This window comes from Chryseobacterium sp. SIMBA_029 (assembly GCF_046535275.1).
GTDB lineage: Bacteria > Bacteroidota > Bacteroidia > Flavobacteriales > Weeksellaceae > Chryseobacterium.
On sequence record NZ_JAWRXA010000001.1, the window covers coordinates 204,165 to 220,955 of the forward strand.

Annotated in this window: 11 protein-coding genes; 8 read left to right on the forward strand and 3 right to left on the reverse strand. The window is 36.2% G+C overall.

Annotation, left to right across the window (positions count from 1 at the left end; translation table 11 throughout):
• Nucleotides 1–41: 41 nt before the first annotated feature.
• The 3 genes from SB679_RS00975 to SB679_RS00985 all read right to left on the reverse strand — a co-directional run bounded on the left by SB679_RS00975 (nucleotide 42) and on the right by SB679_RS00985 (nucleotide 3,367).
• Nucleotides 42–920 (reverse strand): DMT family transporter, encoded by an 879-nt coding sequence (locus SB679_RS00975; protein ID WP_410700372.1) that lies wholly within the window; start codon nucleotides 918–920, stop codon nucleotides 42–44.
• Nucleotides 921–991: 71 nt separating this feature from the next.
• Nucleotides 992–2,254, reverse strand: a complete 1,263-nt coding sequence (locus SB679_RS00980) for a pyridoxal phosphate-dependent aminotransferase family protein (protein ID WP_317739876.1) — start codon at nucleotides 2,252–2,254, stop codon at nucleotides 992–994.
• 75 nt (nucleotides 2,255–2,329) lie between these two features.
• A complete protein-coding gene (locus SB679_RS00985) occupies nucleotides 2,330–3,367 on the reverse strand; it encodes a PLP-dependent cysteine synthase family protein (RefSeq protein WP_034711358.1) in 1,038 nt (345 codons plus the stop codon).
• 223 nt (nucleotides 3,368–3,590) lie between these two features.
• On the opposite strand from SB679_RS00985, the gene SB679_RS00990 reads away from it, so the two are divergent.
• From SB679_RS00990 to SB679_RS01025, 8 genes are all read left to right on the forward strand, one after another.
• Nucleotides 3,591–7,076, forward strand: a complete 3,486-nt coding sequence (locus tag SB679_RS00990; RefSeq protein ID WP_410700373.1) for a DUF2723 domain-containing protein — start codon at nucleotides 3,591–3,593, stop codon at nucleotides 7,074–7,076.
• Between the two features lie 90 nt (nucleotides 7,077–7,166).
• Complete coding sequence (locus SB679_RS00995) at nucleotides 7,167–8,657, forward strand: hypothetical protein (protein WP_410700374.1); 1,491 nt, start codon at nucleotides 7,167–7,169, stop codon at nucleotides 8,655–8,657.
• A 104-nt stretch (nucleotides 8,658–8,761) separates the two neighbouring features.
• A complete protein-coding gene (locus SB679_RS01000) occupies nucleotides 8,762–9,292 on the forward strand; it encodes a DUF1697 domain-containing protein (RefSeq protein WP_410700375.1) in 531 nt (176 codons plus the stop codon).
• Between the two features lie 228 nt (nucleotides 9,293–9,520).
• A complete protein-coding gene (gene kdsA, locus SB679_RS01005; RefSeq protein WP_410700376.1) occupies nucleotides 9,521–10,330 on the forward strand; it encodes a 3-deoxy-8-phosphooctulonate synthase in 810 nt (269 codons plus the stop codon).
• A gap of 44 nt (nucleotides 10,331–10,374) precedes the next feature.
• Nucleotides 10,375–12,579, forward strand: coding sequence for a TonB-dependent receptor plug domain-containing protein (locus tag SB679_RS01010; protein ID WP_410700377.1), 2,205 nt, complete (start codon nucleotides 10,375–10,377; stop codon nucleotides 12,577–12,579).
• Between the two features lie 129 nt (nucleotides 12,580–12,708).
• Nucleotides 12,709–13,086 carry an HYC_CC_PP family protein gene (locus tag SB679_RS01015; RefSeq protein ID WP_410700378.1) on the forward strand — a complete coding sequence of 126 codons (378 nt, stop codon included), beginning with the start codon at nucleotides 12,709–12,711 and terminating at the stop codon, nucleotides 13,084–13,086.
• 100 nt (nucleotides 13,087–13,186) lie between these two features.
• Complete coding sequence (locus SB679_RS01020; RefSeq protein ID WP_410700379.1) at nucleotides 13,187–13,660, forward strand: DUF3347 domain-containing protein; 474 nt, start codon at nucleotides 13,187–13,189, stop codon at nucleotides 13,658–13,660.
• Between the two features lie 100 nt (nucleotides 13,661–13,760).
• The gene (locus tag SB679_RS01025; protein WP_410700380.1) at nucleotides 13,761–16,577 is read left to right on the forward strand and encodes a multicopper oxidase domain-containing protein; all 2,817 of its coding nucleotides are present in this window, start codon (nucleotides 13,761–13,763) and stop codon (nucleotides 16,575–16,577) included.
• The last annotated feature ends 214 nt before the right edge of the window (nucleotides 16,578–16,791 follow it).

Genomic DNA, 16,791 nt, shown 5'->3' on the forward strand with positions numbered 1-16,791 from the left:
TTATAATAGAAGATAATGAAGCTGTTTGCAAATAAGCAATTTTAATTTTTTTTCAATTTTCTGCTGTCTGAAATAACATTCAGAGTAACCCCGAAAAGAATGAATACAATTCCTGCAAACAGATTACTGGTAAACGCTTCATGGAATATCAGGACACTTATCATCACTGCAACCACAGGCTCTAATGCGCCTAAAATGGAAGCCGGTGTAGGGCCGATATATTGAACGGCATACACTAAACATACACTCGAAATAAGAGTGGTTAGAAATGCAAAAGTAACAAAATTAAAGAAAATAGGTACGGAAGGAATGATAAATGAATCATTTCCGAAATATGCCTTGATCATAAAAAATACCGAAGTCGTCAGCATGGAATAAAACGCCAGCTTAAATCCCGAAATTTTCATATTGGATTTATTGACGATCACCATGTACAATGCATAGAAAAGGGAACTTAACATTACAATGCCCAACCCTTTAAAGTTGATTTGAAATCCAGTACCTTGTAAGCAAAGCACAATGACTCCCGCAAAAGCAAAGAGCAAAGAAATGACAGAAAGTGACGTCAGTTTTTCTTTATACACAAAAAACATGATTAATGCGACAATGATAGGATATATGAACAACACTGTGGACGCAATTCCGGCACTGAGAAAATCATATCCTAAAAATAAAAATTCGGAAGAAAGTGCATAACAAATTCCCAGGCAAGCCAATATTAAAGTTTCTTTTTTATTTAAAGTAAAATTTTCTTTAGAATAGATAAGGTAACCCCCAACCATCAATGCTGAAAATAAAAAACGATAAAATAAAGTGACATCCAATGAGAAATGAGACCGTTTGATTGGTAAAATAAAAATAGGAATCAGGCCATACGAAATAGCAGATATAATACCTAATGCATACCCTTTGAACTTCATTGACTATTTATTTTATAAAAAACCACTGAAAATACATCAGTGGTTTTTTTATGATATGACGGTATCAAGTATTACATTTGCTTGTACTCGATATTCATTTGTTTTTCCATTTCTGTGTAATGTCCGGAAGTTAATTTTTCACGGATGCCGTCAAAAGCAGCCAGTGTTTCATTAATTTCTGAATCAGTATGCGAAGCTGTCGGGATCAATCTTAATAAGATCATTCCTTTTGGAATTACCGGATATACTACCACAGAAGTGAAAACTCCGTAATTCTCTCTTAAATCTTTCGCTAAAAGTGTAGCTTCAATCGTTGTTCCTTCAATAAAAACAGGAGTTACACAAGTATTGGTATTTCCAATGTTGTATCCTCTTTCTTTCAATCCGTTTTGAAGTTTGTACACGTTTTCCCACAATTTAGCTTTAATTTCCGGGCGTGTTCTCAACAGTTCCAGTCTTTTTAAACCTCCGATTACCATTGGCATGGTTAAAGATTTAGCAAAAATCTGAGAACGAAGATTGTATTTTAAAAATCTGATGATGGTTTCATCTCCTGAAAGAAAAGCTCCGAAACCAGCCATAGATTTGGCAAAAGTAGAGAAGTAAACATCAATCTGATCTTGGCATCCCTGTTCTTCACCTGCTCCGGCACCGGTTTTACCTAAAGTTCCGAATCCATGAGCATCATCCACCAATAATCTGAAATTGAATTTTGATTTCAGATCACAGATTTCTTTAAGTTTACCCTGCATTCCTCTCATTCCGAAAACTCCTTCCGTAATCACCAAAATTCCACCTCCGTTTTCTTCTGCTACTTTGGTTGCTCTGGCTAAGTTTTTCTCTAAACTTTCAATATCATTGTGTTTGAATGTAAAGCTTTTACCCATATGAAGACGAACTCCGTCTACAATACAAGCGTGAGAATCAGCATCATATACAATTACATCATGTCTGGTTACCAAAGCATCAATGGTCGAAACCATTCCCTGGTATCCAAAGTTTAATAAATAAGCAGCTTCTTTTTGAGTGAATTCTGCTAATTCTTTTTCCAGTTGCTGGTGTTGTTGTGTTTCACCGGACATTGCTCTTGCGCCCATCGGATAAAACATTCCGAATTCTGCAGCCGCTTTTGCATCAGCTTCCAGCACTTCCGGATGGTTACACAATCCTAAATAGTCATTGGCACTCCAGAAAATTACATCTTTACCTTGGAATTTCATTCTTGGGCCAATAGGACCTTCCAGTTTTGGAAAAACAAAATATCCTTCAGCATAATCTGCAAACTGACCAAGAGGTCCTGGATTTTGTTTTATTCTTTCAAAAATATCTAACATTTTATTAGTGATTTTTAAGTAAAAAAGCCTTTTGTGATCTACAAAAAAGGCTTAATTTGTATAATTAATTTATTATTATTTGATGAATTCCGTTTTGAAGACTTCGTCATAATTATGAACGCAGTTATTAACAAAACCTTGTTCAGCCATCCATTTGTCGCTATATACTTTCGTGATATACCTTGAACCGTGATCCGGATAAATTAAAACAACGATATCATCTTTAGAAAACTCGTGAGAATTGGCATACTGTATTAATGCCTGGGTAACGGCCCCTGTAGTGTAACCTCCCATAATGGCTTCTTTCAAAGCAATTTCACGCGTTCTGTAAGCAGACATTTCATCATTTACCCTTACAAATTCATCTACCTTGTCAAAAAGAAGAGCAGCAGGAATTAAATTTTTCCCCATACCTTCAATCTGGTAAGGATGCACATCTTCCTTATGAATTTCTCCCGTTTCGTGGTAGCTCTTTAAAATAGAACCGTCGGCATCTACTCCGATTATTTTGATATCGGGATTTTTTTCTTTTAAAAATTTTGCCGATCCTGACAACGTTCCACCTGTTCCAGTGCATGCAAAAAGATGGGTAATCTTTCCTTTTGTCTGCTCCCAAATTTCCGGTCCTGTAGACTGGTAATGCGCATCAATGTTCAACTCGTTAAAGTATTGATTGATGTACACGGAATTGGGTGTTTCTGAAGCAATCCTTTTGGCAACTTCATAGTAAGACCTTGGATCATCTGCGGGCACATTAGCAGGGCATATGTACACAACAGCTCCCAACGCCTTCAGATAAGCGATTTTTTCGGGTTTTGTTTTATCACTTACTGCAAGAATACATTTATATCCCTTAATGATGCAAACCATTGCAATAGAAAATCCGGTATTCCCGGATGTAGTTTCTACAACTACTGAGTCTTCTTTTAATAAACCTTTTTTCTCGGCGTTTTCTATAATATGAAGTGCGATTCTATCTTTAGTGGAATGTCCAGGATTATATGATTCTAACTTGGCATAAACAGTTGCAGGAATATCTTTTGTAACAGTATTTAGCTTTACCATAGGAGTGTTCCCTATTAGGCCAAGGATATTATCGTAAACATTACTCATTATTTGTTATTTTTCAATAAAAATCTGACCGCAAAAATACAAAAAAATAAATAATTTCTAAACTTTTGTTTGATTTGTAAGCATAGATTAAACAAAAATCATTTTCTTATTTGCAATCTTCGGTGTACTATGGTTTCAAATACCACGCCATTTTTTTTAAATTTTGTTAAAATCAATCTAAAATGGTATAAAAGCCTTATTTTCGCATAATTGATTTAATACTATGAAAAATTGGACTTTTAGGCAATGGAACACCGCTTTAGGATGGGTGATTTTCGTCATTGCATTTTTCACGTACTTGTCGACGATAGAACCCAATTTCAGTTTTTGGGACTGTGGCGAGTACATTTCTTCAGCAGTAAAGTTAGAGGTAACGCACGCTCCAGGAGCGGCTTTATTCCAAATTGTGGGTGCCGTTGCAGCCATTTTTGCTTTGGGGAAAGGGGAAAATTATTCTATCGTAATCAATGCGATGTCTGCATTATTCAGTGCATTTACTATTTTATTTTTGTTTTGGACGATTACTCATTTTGTAAGAAGACTCCTGAACAAAGATTTTGAAGAAGTTACCATACACCAGGAGATTTCGATCTTATTTGCCGGTGCAGTGGGAGCTTTATGTTTCACATTCTCGGATACATTCTGGTTTTCTGCTGTAGAAGGAGAGGTGTATTCAATGGCTTCAATGTTTATCGCATTATTGGTCTGGTTGATCACGAAATGGGAAAACGAATATCAGGCGCCGGATAATGAAAGATGGATTATTCTTATTTTCTTCATTTTAGGACTTTCTGTTGGGGTGCACATGATGTGTATGCTTGCTATTCCTGCAGTTTGTTTAGTATATTATGCAAGAAATTATACGTTTACCTGGAAAAACTTTCTTTGGGCAAACCTTATTACCCTGGGAATTTTGATTATTGTTTTCAAAATTATTTTCCCTTTAATCATGACGATGTTCGGAAGACTGGAAATATTCTTTGTGAATGGTCTTGGACTTCCTTTCCATTCAGGAACGATTGTAGCCTTTATTTTAATGGTGGCGATCTGTTATTTCATGATTAAATATGCAAGAAAAGCAAAAAGAAATTTATACCAGACTGCTGCATTATCTGTAGTGTATATGATGATTGGGTTCTCTTGCTGGATGGTAATTCCTATCAGAGCGAATGCTAATCCTCCAATGAACCTTAACGATCCTGATACTGCTATCGGTATGCTGGACTATTATAACAGAGCTCAGTACGGAGACTGGCCTACTATTTACGGACAGAACTATACAGCTTTCCTTGATGCCAATGGAATCGAAAAAAATGAAGACGGAAGCTTCAAGACTGAGAAAAGTGGTGATATCTACGAAAAAGATGAGAAAACAGGAACCTATAGAAAGACAGGAGACCGTTTTAATTATGTTTTCAGTAAGTCTCAGATCAGTTTGATGCCAAGGATGTTTAATGAGGATAAGGATGTAATGGCTAATTATATCTCTATGTATGGGGCACCGGATTTTACCTTTAACTACGGCAATGAAGAAGTTGCTGATAACCCTCAGGCTAAGCAGATTTTTGAAGAGCTGAGAGGTAAATATGAAGATAAATCGATTACCGCAGCAGATTATTTAAAGGTAAAACCTTATAACCTGATCAATGTCCAGAAGCCTTCTCTGGCTCAGAATATGGATTATTTCATTACGTTCCAGAACGGATATTATTTTGCAAGATACCTGATGTGGAACTTTGTCGGAAGACAGAATGACCTTGAAGGAAATATGGAAAGCACAAAAGGAAACTGGATCTCCGGGATTTCTTTCATTGATGATGCTTTATATGGAAATCAGGAGAAAATGCCGGCGAAATTCAAAAATGAAAGTACGGTTACCTTCTTTTTCTTACCATTATTATTAGGATTAATAGGATTCTTCTTCCAGCTGAACAGAGACTTTGGAAGGTTCTATGCGATATTATCTTTATTCATTATAACAAGTGTAGGGATTGTCTTCTATACAGGAGTAAAACCTTTTGAACCAAGAGAAAGAGATTATGCAATGGTAGGTTCATTCTACGCATTTGCGATATGGATCGGGATGGGAGCCGGAGCAATTCTATGGTTCCTGCAATCTAAAATAAAATCAAACGGGGCGAATATCGCTGCAGGAGTAATGTTATTGGGAGTACCTTTTATGATGGGCTTCCAGAACTATAATGTACATGATAGAAGCAATAGATATACAGCTTATGATTATGCATATTCAATGTTAAAATCATTACCGAAAGATGGAATCCTGTTCGTTTATGGAGATAACGATACTTACCCTGTTTGGGCAATTCAGGAGACTGAAAGATTCAGAGATGATGTGAAAGTGGTTAACTTTACTTTAGCTTCAACTCCATGGAATTTAGATCAGGTTAAAAGAAAAACATACAATGCGCAGGGAATTCCAAGCCAGCTAACTCACGAAGATTACAGAGATGGTGTTAATGACCAGATCTATATGATGAAGAAAGAGGATTGGCAAGGTGTGTTTTCTATGCTTAAAGAGCAGGGAGCTCCTGAAACGGAGTTTGCTGAATTCAGAAAATACCTTGTTCAGGATTCAATGTCATTGAAAGAGGCTATTAATTTCATTAAGCATAAGTCTCCAGCCAAAGATGAACTTCTGAAAATGTATTTCGGAGAAGAGAAATTTGAAAAATATAATATTCTTCCTGTTAATAAATTCATTTTACCGGTTAATAAGGATAATGCCTTACGAGCTGGAATCATCAACCAGGCAGACCTTCCAAACGTAGCCAACCAAATTATGATTACTTATAAAGGAAACACTTTATATAAGAATAATCTAATCATGATGGATCTATTGGCAAACTTTGATTGGAAGCGTCCGATTAACTTCTCTTCAGGAGGAGTGTATGACAGCGAAAACATTTTTTACCTAAATGAGTACCTTCAGTTTGATGGATTTAGCTACAGATTGGTACCTATTCATACACCTCCAAGTGCAGATGGTGATATGGGAAGAGTAGATCCTAACTCCCTTTATAATGTAGTGAAAAACTATAGATGGGGTAATTTTAAAAACCTGAATGTTCATTTCGATGAAACAGCAACATCAAACATCATCAGCTACAGAATGTCAGCAAGCAGAGCCGCCTCAGCGCTGGCTCTTAGTGGTCAGAAAGCAAAGGCACTGGAGTTATTAGATCTTGCTGCCAAAGAAATTCCTGCGGAAAAATACAATGATCCACGTTCATTAAGCTCCATTGTATCGGGATACATCATTGCCGGACAGGAGCAGAAAGGATTGAAACTGGCAGAAGTTCTTAAAAAAGGTATTTTTGACGAGTACGATTATTACCTGAGTCTTTCCGCGTCAGATCAAAGCTATCTGAGAAGACAGATGAGAACAAAACCTATGGAATATTCACTTGTAGTTTCAGCGGTTACAGATGCTTACAATAAGATAGGACAAAAGGAAAAAGCTTACGATTATCTTGTGAAATCCATTGAGCCGATCGACAAAAAGTTTAATGTCTTTATAAAAGATCTTCAGCAGATGGGTAAAGAAAAAGCAAGAAAAGAATCTGAAAATATTCAAAAGATTACTCCTTTCTACCAATATTTATTTGATATTATGGAACCTTTTGATTCCACTTATTCGAAAGAAAAAGAAAGTCAGATCACCACAGCAATTATTAAAGTCACACAATAATAAATGACTAAAAGCGGAACTTCGGTTCCGCTTTTTTTGTATTGGGATTCATAAATTTTAAGATTATATTTGTGGAATTAAAAATACACAATGTCCGAAACCAAAATTAGCAGACTCCCTATCTATGCCGTCGCAACAACGGTACTATTCAAGCTCCTTTTTTTATTAACCCATTATATTCAGGAAGATGCTTTTATTACTTGGCGCGTAGCCCAAAATCTATTGGATTATGGCGTAATAGGCTTTAATGGAGATACTAAAATTTCGGCCTCTACAACCCATTTGTATGTTTTCGTTTCCTATTTTTTCAATTTGATTTTTGGTAAAGAACATTTCATTGAACCTCTTTTGATCTTCAATTCCATTCTTTTTACTATTGGAACATTATTCCTGTCGAATTTAGTATTAAAAAATCCATGGCATAAAGCTATTTTTATATTTTTATTAGGAATTCTGCCTCCAGGTATCAAGATTTCTATTCTCGGAATGGAATATGGAATTCTTTTCTTCTTAGAAATGACCTTGCTCTATTATGGTTTCCATCAGCAGAAAAAATGGGCCTTTATCATCCTTCCGATTTTGATATTATTTACAAGAATAGATACCGTAATTTTCCTTGGAATTGTATTTTTAGTGGATCTTTTTTGGAATAAAAAAATCAGGTGGAACTATGTTTTAGGAGGTATTCTGGGTGTTTTAACGACGGTGGCATTCAACTGGTTCTATTTTGGAGAACTGGTGAACAATACGATTGTTGCCAAAAAGCTGCTGTACGATCATTCTTTTAACTTTCAGCAAAATCTGAATTACTTCATCATAAGTTTCGGAAATTTCTGGGGAATGCTGAAGCTTCCCGGGAATTTTAATATCATTACTATTGTTGTATTGATTTTCGAACTTGTATGCTTTATCTATCTGATAAGGCAAAGAGACAAAAGAAATTATTTCTTATGGATGATTTTCATTTTTGGATGGGCAAAACAGCTTATTTTCCTTTCTCAGAAAAGCCTTTTTGATTGGTATTATTGGGTGCCGCAGCTTCTGCTTTTCGTTCCTGTTCTTATTTTTGTACTGGAGCAGAAAGAAAAAAGAAACTGGTGGATTTCTTCTCTTGCCGTTTTTTATATCCTTCCAATGTTGGCTTTCCAGACGGTTCATTCCATTGCAACAGGAAACGGGGAATGGAATTATCGAAGAACGATAGGACTCTTTTTAAATACCTATGAAAAAGATAAAAATCAGTGGATTTTACTTGAACCGGCAGGCTATGTACCTTATTTTTCAGGATTAAAGACAATAGATGAAGTAGGGCTGGTAGACAAACAGATTCAGGCAGAAGCCATAAAAGACAAGAAACATTATTGGATCAATACTGTAGAAAAGAGAAAACCGAAATATCTGCTTTCCTATGACAATCTATTTAAAGGGAAAGACGCGGAATACTACCAGATTCATTATAAACTATTAAAAGAATTCAGGGTAAAAGATCATTTGAAGAGCAACAATAAGATTTTGGAAAAGATCTATATTCTGAAGCCTTCCGGAACGGATTACAACTTGTATGAGAGGGTGAGAGATTAGGTTTAATAAAATTTAAAGATTAAAACATTTGAAGATTTAAGGATTAGTACTTTCACCAAACACCAAACACCAAACACCAAACACCAAACACTAAAAACCAACCCATGAAATACTGTGCTTTTCTCCGTGGAGTCAATGTAAAAGGAACCAATATGAAAATGGCAGATGTATGCCAGGTTTTTAAAGAAGCCGGAATGCAGGATGTTGGTTCTGTGCTGGCTTCAGGAAATATTGTTTTCTCTTCCGATAAAAATATTGCAGATCTAAAAAAGATCCTTGAAAAAGCGATGTCAGACCACTTTTCTTATGAAGCTTTTTTATTTGTGAAATCTCATGATGATACGGAAGCTTTTTGGTCTGGAAATCCTTTTGAAAAAAATGAAGATCTTCATACTTATGCTTTTGTAGGAGCTGATGGAGTAGAGAATATCCTTGTGGAGGAATTTGAAAAAGCTTCCAAAACTGAACATGAAAAAGCAACCGTTGTTAATGGGATTTTTTATTGGCAGGTACCGAAAGGAAATACGTTGGATTCCTCTTTTGGAAAGATTTTAGGCAGGAAAAACTTAAAAGACCAATTCACCAGCCGGAATATCAATACTTTTGAAAAAGTTTTGAAGAAAATGAGCTCATAAGGTTCTGAAACAATATATATTTTTTAATGATATTTCTCGCAAATTGTACTGATTTTGCACATGATTATGTATTATTTTTTTATACAATATATAATAACAGGCTTAATCTAAAGTCTGAGATCTGGCATCTGAAATCTTCTATCTAATCCACACCATCTATTCCTCTCAAATAATTTCCGATTCTGAAACTTTATAAGTATTTTTACTGAACTTTTTAATTTTAATAAAATGATTCAGTATTTAGATAATATCCACCACAAAGATTCAAAAAATTTCTTTCTTATTGCAGGACCTTGTATTATTGAAGGCGAAGATATGGCTCTTAGAATTGCCGAGAAAGTAATTGAACTTACCAATAAATATAATATTCCTTACATTTTCAAAGGAAGCTTCAAAAAAGCCAACAGAAGCCGTGTAGACTCATTTACCACTATTGGTGAAGAAAAATCACTGGAGATTCTTAAAAAAGTTGGAGAAACTTTTAATATTCCTACGACTACAGATATTCATGAGAACGAACATGCGGCTTTGGCGGCACAATATGTAGATGTTTTACAGATTCCTGCATTTTTGGTGCGTCAGACCGATCTTTTGATAGCTGCGGCAGCCACTGGAAAATGTGTTTCTCTGAAAAAAGGCCAATTTCTTTCTCCGGAATCCATGAAATTTGCAGTACAAAAAATTACAGATTCCAATAACCCGAAAGTTGCAATTATTGAAAGAGGAAATTCTTTCGGATATACAGATTTGATCGTGGATTACAGAGGAATTCCTACCATGAGAGAATATGCTCCGGTAATTTTGGATGTTACCCATTCTTTACAACAGCCTAATCAGACTTCAGGCGTTACAGGTGGAAGACCGGATCTTATAGAAACTATTGCCAAAGCAGGAATTGCGGTAGGAGCAGACGGAATCTTTATTGAAACCCATCCAACCCCTGAAACCGCTTTATCAGACGGCGCCAACATGTTAAGATTAGATTTATTAGAAGATTTGTTACAAAAATTAACAAGAATCAGAGAATCAATTTTGTAATTGTTAAAAAATACCTATTTTTAGAAATTCTTAAAATATTTCTTTTGAAAAAACTAGTTTTACCGTTGAGCCTTATGGTTCCCATGCTTATTTTCTCTCAAAATAAAAAAAGAGATACCGCAGCAAAAGTAACCGATATTGAGGAAGTCGTTTTCCAGAAAAAAGCAGTCGGAAGAACGAATGACATTACCAATGTCAAGATTTCAGCGAAAGATGCTAAAAATGTAGCGACTATTGGTGGCGGGATTGAAGGACTTTTGAAGACACTTCCTTCCGTAAACTCCAATACCGAACTTTCGTCCCAATATATGGTTCGTGGTGGAAACTATGATGAAAACCTTATCTACATTAACGATATTGAAATCTACAGACCTTTCCTGATCAGGAATTCCCAGCAGGAAGGAATGAGTATCATTAACCCGGATATGGTATCTTCGGTTAACTTTTCAGCAGGAGGATTTGAAGCTAAATATGGAGATAAAATGTCTTCTGCCCTGAATATTTACTACCGTGAACCTGAAAAATTTGAAGTTTCAGGCGAGGCGAGTTTAGTAGGAGGTAGGTTAACCGCTGGTTTAGCCTCAAAAAATAAAAAATTAACCGCATTATTTTCAGGAAGATACAGAAATACCAATCTTGTCCTGAATACACTGAATGAGGATACGGATTTTAATCCGACGTATTGGGATTTTCAATCCTATATCAATTACCATATCAACGATAAATTCTCTCTTTCTTTTATAGGGTACTATTCTAAGAATGATTATGAGATGATTCCCAAACAAAAAACGGTGAATTTTGGGAGTACTTTACAGCCAATGACCGTAAATATAGGCTACGGAGGTAGAGAAGATGATATGTATAAGAATATGATGGGAACTTTTTCAATGAACTATAAACCATCCGACAAATGGAGGTTTACATTGGATACTTTTTCCTATCAGAACAGAGAAAAAGAATATTATTCAATAGCTTCCAGCTATGAAATCCAGACTTTTGATCCTGTCACTAATAATCCGGTTGCCACATACGATGGTGGCGGACAAATAGAACAAGCCAGAAATGATTTGTTCGTAAGAACCTATGGAACACAGTTCAGAGCCCATTTTTCACCTAATGTCAATACAGATATTGAAGTAGGTTTTAAATATGAAAAAGAAAACCTGAAAGACCTTACCAATGAATGGAAGTTGGTAGATTCTGCAGGGTACAGCCTTCCGTTGCCTATAAATGATCCAAGATTTGGGACACCGGGAGACCTTGATCTTTTTTACCATATCGCCGGGAAAAACAGCATTGAACCAACAAGATTATCGGCATACGCTCAATATTCTCAAAAGTTTTATTGGGGAGCCAGTAAAGTATTTCTGAATGCCGGTGCGAGAGTTTCAAACTGGAGTTTTAATAAAGAAACCATATTCTCACCAAGAATTCAGTTTGCGATAAAGCCGGACTGGGAAAGCGATATGCTCTTTAAAGTCTCAGGAGGGGTGTACTATCAGGCACCTTTCTATAAAGAAATCAAGGATCTGGATGGTAATTTTAATTCCAATATCAAGTCTCAGCGTTCGATCCAGTTAATTCTTGCGAATGACTATGAATTTCAGATGTACGACAGGCCATTTAAGTTAACAACAGAGTTGTATTACAAGAAAATGGATGACCTGATCCCTTATTATATGGATAATGTAAGGATTCGTTATTCCGGTAAGAATAATGCTACAGGATATGCCTACGGAATTGACACCAGATTGTTTGGTGAATTTGTTCCAGGAGTAGATTCATGGTTGTCTGCCAGTTATGCAAGGACATTCGAAAATATTGACGGACGAGGAAACATTCCAAGACCTACCGATCAAAGGTTCAGATTTTCTGCATTTTATCAGGATTATATGCCACAATTTCCTTCCATGCGTGTAAACCTTACGTTAGTCTATGCAATGGGACTTCCGAATGGAGCGGCTGTTTTCACAGATCCTTACCAGTATCAGGCTACATTGCCGGCTTATAAAAGAGTAGATATCGGACTTTCAAAAGTATTCATTGATTCGAAAGATAAGAAAAACAGATATGGATTCTGGGGTAATTTTGAAGAACTTACATTAGGAGTACAGGTTTTCAATGCATTTAATATAACGAATAGAGTTTCAAACCAGTGGATTACCAATTATAATTCAAATACAATGATTCCGGTTCCTGTTAACCTTACAGGACGTTTCTTCAATGTAAAATTAGAATTCAAGCTGTAATACAATATTTGCAACAACATACAAAACTCCTGAATACGTTCAGGAGTTTTTTTATTCCTGAATTCTATAACAAGAATACAGAATTTTATAACAAGGGTCTCAAAGATATTTTTACCTTTGTACAAGCCAATGAAAAAGATTCTTGCCATACTATTCTCTATTTTCTACTTCGGATTTTCTTCCGGGGCAGCTTTTAGCGTTCACTACTGTATGAAAGAAATGGCTTCTGTAAGCCAGAAAGTGGATGATCTTTGCAGTAAATGCGGGGTTAAAACTAAAAAGGACTGTTGTAAGACAGAAATTAAAGTGGTAAAAGTAGATAACTCCCAAAAGACGGATCTGCTGACCATAAATTTTTTACAACAGCTTCCGGAGGTTCCCAATCATCATTTTTTCTTTGCAGACCGGTCTTTTTCTGCTACAAAAGCTACACAGATACAAATCAATGCACCGCCTGAATACAGGCCGGTTCCCATCTATCTGAATCATTGTAATTTTAGAATTTAGAATTCGTCAGTCGTCTGATATTGATATCACTAATGACGACAGGACTTGTCGCGTTCTTGCGGCTTCAAATTATTCTTTATTAATTCTAAAATTTAAAACAATGAAAAAGTATATCATTACAGCAGTATTCTCTTTATTTTCAATAATTTCTATAACCGCTCAGTCGAAATCTGATGCTCAGGTTTCAAAATTATATCAAAATTATCTTACGATTAAATCAGCTCTGGCTTCAGATGATGCAGACAAAACATCAAAGGCAGCCACAGAATTTATTAAAACTGCTTCAGCCGTTGATTTAAAAGTAGTAACAGAAGGAAACTTAAATACATTAAGAAAAGATGCAACCGTTATTTCTGATGCCAGAAGTATTGATGCTCAAAGAGAAACTTTTTCCAACCTTTCTGACAATATGATTGCTTTAGCGAAAGAATTCAAGCTTTCAGAGAAACCTATATTCGTACAGTATTGCCCAATGGCAGATGCAAGCTGGCTGAGCAATGAAGAAAAGATCGTAAATCCTTACTACGGAAGTTCTATGCTTTCTTGCGGAAGTGTAAAGTCCACGATTAAATAACTTCCCTATCTCTCTTTAAACTAACAGATTGTATCACTTCATGTCACTTTATTTTGTGATAAAATAATGAAGCGGTACAATGTTACAACTTCGAAATATTATGAAAAAATTGATAATGTTTCTGATGCTTTTGTTTTCTGTTTTCAGTTTTGCGCAAACGACAAAAATATATTACATCTGTCCTATGCATGCTGAAATGGTGTCTTCAAAACCTGGAGATTGTCCTAAATGCAGCATGTCTTTGGTAAAAAAGATTGTAATCATGAAACCTAAGGCTACTCCAAAAGTGGAGACTAAGCCGATATCCAAGACAGTAACAAAAGCTACAGAACCTAAAATACAGATTTCTAAACCTAAAGTTAAGACTGAGGATAAGTCTAAATCTAAGTTGAAACCGGAGGTTAAAGCGAAGATAAAACCGAAAACTAAAGAAATTCACGGGGAAAAGCTTAATGGAAATGGGAAGCCTAAATCTGGGATACAACCCCAATCAACAGTCCAATCTCAAGCAAAATATACCTGCCCAATGCATTCTGAAGTGATTTCCAATCAACCTGGAAAATGCCCGAAATGCGGAATGGATCTGGTTGAAATAGAGCGAAATCAGCCTAAAACAGAAAACAGTGAAAAAGAAGCTCAGTCTGTTTTAAAAAAGAATACCGAAAACGGAAAAATAAGCTTTGGTGGTAAAACAGTACGCTATGATTTATATGTAAAAGATACCATTGTCAATTTTACAGGAAGAAACCGACGGGCAATTGCGGTCAACGGAAAGCTGCAGGCTCCAACCTTATACTTTACGGAAGGAGATACTGCGGAAATCTATCTTCACAACATGCTGAAGGAAAACACTGGATTTCACTGGCATGGGGTGATGTTGCCCAATGAGCATGATGGTGTGCCTTATCTGACTACAAAACCTGTACAACCCGGCGAAACCCATTTGTATAAGTTCAGGATTTCCCAAAATGGAACCTACTGGTATCATTCCCATGAAGGACTTCAGGAGCAGATAGGAATGAATGGTATTTTGGTTTTCAAAAAAAGGGAAGGTGAACCTAAAACGGAATATAATGCTGAAATCCCTGTTTTATTGGGAGATTGGAGTGATGATGATCCTATGCAGATCGCCAGAAGGCTTCATATGGCCAATACCGACTGGTATGCCATTAAAAAAAATGCCGTTCAAAGCTATTGGGAAGCTATAAAATCCGGCAATTTCGGAACCAAGGCCCTCAACGAATGGAAAAGGATGGAAGCGATGGATGTAAGTGATGTTTACTATGACAAATTTTTAATTAATGGACAGCCAAGTTCTGATTATTCCGGCCTGAAAGCGGGTGATAAAGTAAGATTGAGAGTGGCCAACGGAGGATCTTCCACTTATTTTTGGCTCAACTATGGGGGTGGAAAAATAAAAGTGGTTGGAAATGACGGAAATGACGTGGTTCCGGTAGAGGTAGACCGTCTTATTGTTGGTGTTTCGGAAACTTATGATATCGAAGTGACGATTCCTGAAAATAAAAGTTTTGAGTTTCGGGCAACTTCTGAAGATCGGGTAGGACACACATCACTTTGGCTGGGAGCTGGTGAAAAAATGGAAGCTCCGAACCTGCCAAGACTAATGCTTTTTGAAGGAATGAAAATGATGAACGGCATGATGGAAATGAGCGGAAATATGAAACCGATGAATATGACGATGGGAAATCAAATGATGGATATGAACGAAGTGATGTATCCTGAACTTCCGGAAAGTCAGCGGAAAATGACCATGAAACATATGAATGAAATGATGGGAGTCAAAACAAAAGACTCTGATGCGGCAGAAGATCATTCACAGCATGTAGGAATGAACATGAAAGAAGAAAAGCCAATAAAAAGGCTTTCTTATAACCTGTTGAAATCTCCTGAAAAGACAATTCTTCCAACTGATAGTGTAAGGCAAATGAAATTTACCCTCGAAGGAAATATGAATCATTATCTCTGGACACTGGACAATAAAACTGTGACGGAAACAGATAAGATCCTGATCAAAAAGGGAGAAGTGTTGAGAATTACATTGTATAATAACTCAATGATGCGTCATCCTATGCACTTGCATGGCCATGATTTCAGACTGATCAATTCAAAAGGAGAATATTCCCCTCTGAAAAATGTAGTCGATATCATGCCCATGGAAACCAGTGTTATTGAATTTGCAGCCAATCAGGATGGTGATTGGTTTTTCCATTGTCATATTTTATACCATATGATGGCTGGAATGGGAAGAGTTTTCAGTTATGAAGATTCTAAACCTAACCCACAGCTTCCGAATAGAAAACTGGCATGGAAAGATTTTATAAAAGACAATAAGATGGTAAGCTCAATGGCAATGCTGGATGTGGCAAGTAATAAAATGCATGCTGAAACCATGACGATGTTCGGACCAAGATGGGCTAACCTGAATGAATTTCATTCGAATTGGGATTTTGATCATTTTGACGGAAATTTTAAAGTGGGGAGATTCTTAGGGAAATTTCAATGGGCGCTTCCTTATGCAGGATTCAGAGTGCAGAAAAACCATGAAATCATGGAAAGACAGATGGCGAGAGAATCAGGAATGGAAAATCACGGTAAAAAGACCTGGTTTGGACAATATAAAGCTTCAAAAGACCGGTATGCATTTATTGTGGGAGCTCAATATCTTCTGCCAATGCTGATTACAGCTGATGCAAGTGTAGATCATAACGGAAAGGTGCTATTAGAGTTAAGCAGGGAAGATATTCCTATTTCCAGAAGAATTAGAGGAAATTTCAGTCTTAATTCTGACGGAGAGTTTACAACTGGGCTCCGGTATATTGTACAAAAATGGTTTTCGGTTTCCGGAAATTATGATAATGAAATGGGCTGGGGAGCCGGGGTTACTTTAACCTATTAAACCATGAGACTGCTTCCAAGAGGCGGTCTTTTTTATTGAATTATTACTTGTTTTTTTAATTACCACAGATCGGCACAGATTTTCACAGATTAAAAATAACGCAAACATCTGTGTTGATCTGTAAAATCCGTGGTTTAATATTTTCATATGATTTTATTAAAATAGATAAATCTACTATAGGTATTGTTTAATAATGATTAGTATTTTCATTTAC

Bases quoted from the DNA above. Each gene is read 5' to 3' on its own strand.
- SB679_RS00975 (WP_410700372.1), bottom strand. From the start codon at position 920: ATGAAGTTCAAAGGGTATGCATTAGGTATTATATCTGCTATTTCGTAT.
- SB679_RS00980 (WP_317739876.1), bottom strand. From the start codon at position 2,254: ATGTTAGATATTTTTGAAAGAATAAAACAAAATCCAGGACCTCTTGGT.
- SB679_RS00985 (WP_034711358.1), bottom strand. From the start codon at position 3,367: ATGAGTAATGTTTACGATAATATCCTTGGCCTAATAGGGAACACTCCT.
- SB679_RS00990 (WP_410700373.1), top strand. From the start codon at position 3,591: ATGAAAAATTGGACTTTTAGGCAATGGAACACCGCTTTAGGATGGGTG.
- SB679_RS00995 (WP_410700374.1), top strand. From the start codon at position 7,167: ATGTCCGAAACCAAAATTAGCAGACTCCCTATCTATGCCGTCGCAACA.
- SB679_RS01000 (WP_410700375.1), top strand. From the start codon at position 8,762: ATGAAATACTGTGCTTTTCTCCGTGGAGTCAATGTAAAAGGAACCAAT.
- kdsA (WP_410700376.1), top strand. From the start codon at position 9,521: ATGATTCAGTATTTAGATAATATCCACCACAAAGATTCAAAAAATTTC.
- SB679_RS01015 (WP_410700378.1), top strand. From the start codon at position 12,709: ATGAAAAAGATTCTTGCCATACTATTCTCTATTTTCTACTTCGGATTT.
- SB679_RS01020 (WP_410700379.1), top strand. From the start codon at position 13,187: ATGAAAAAGTATATCATTACAGCAGTATTCTCTTTATTTTCAATAATT.
- SB679_RS01025 (WP_410700380.1), top strand. From the start codon at position 13,761: ATGAAAAAATTGATAATGTTTCTGATGCTTTTGTTTTCTGTTTTCAGT.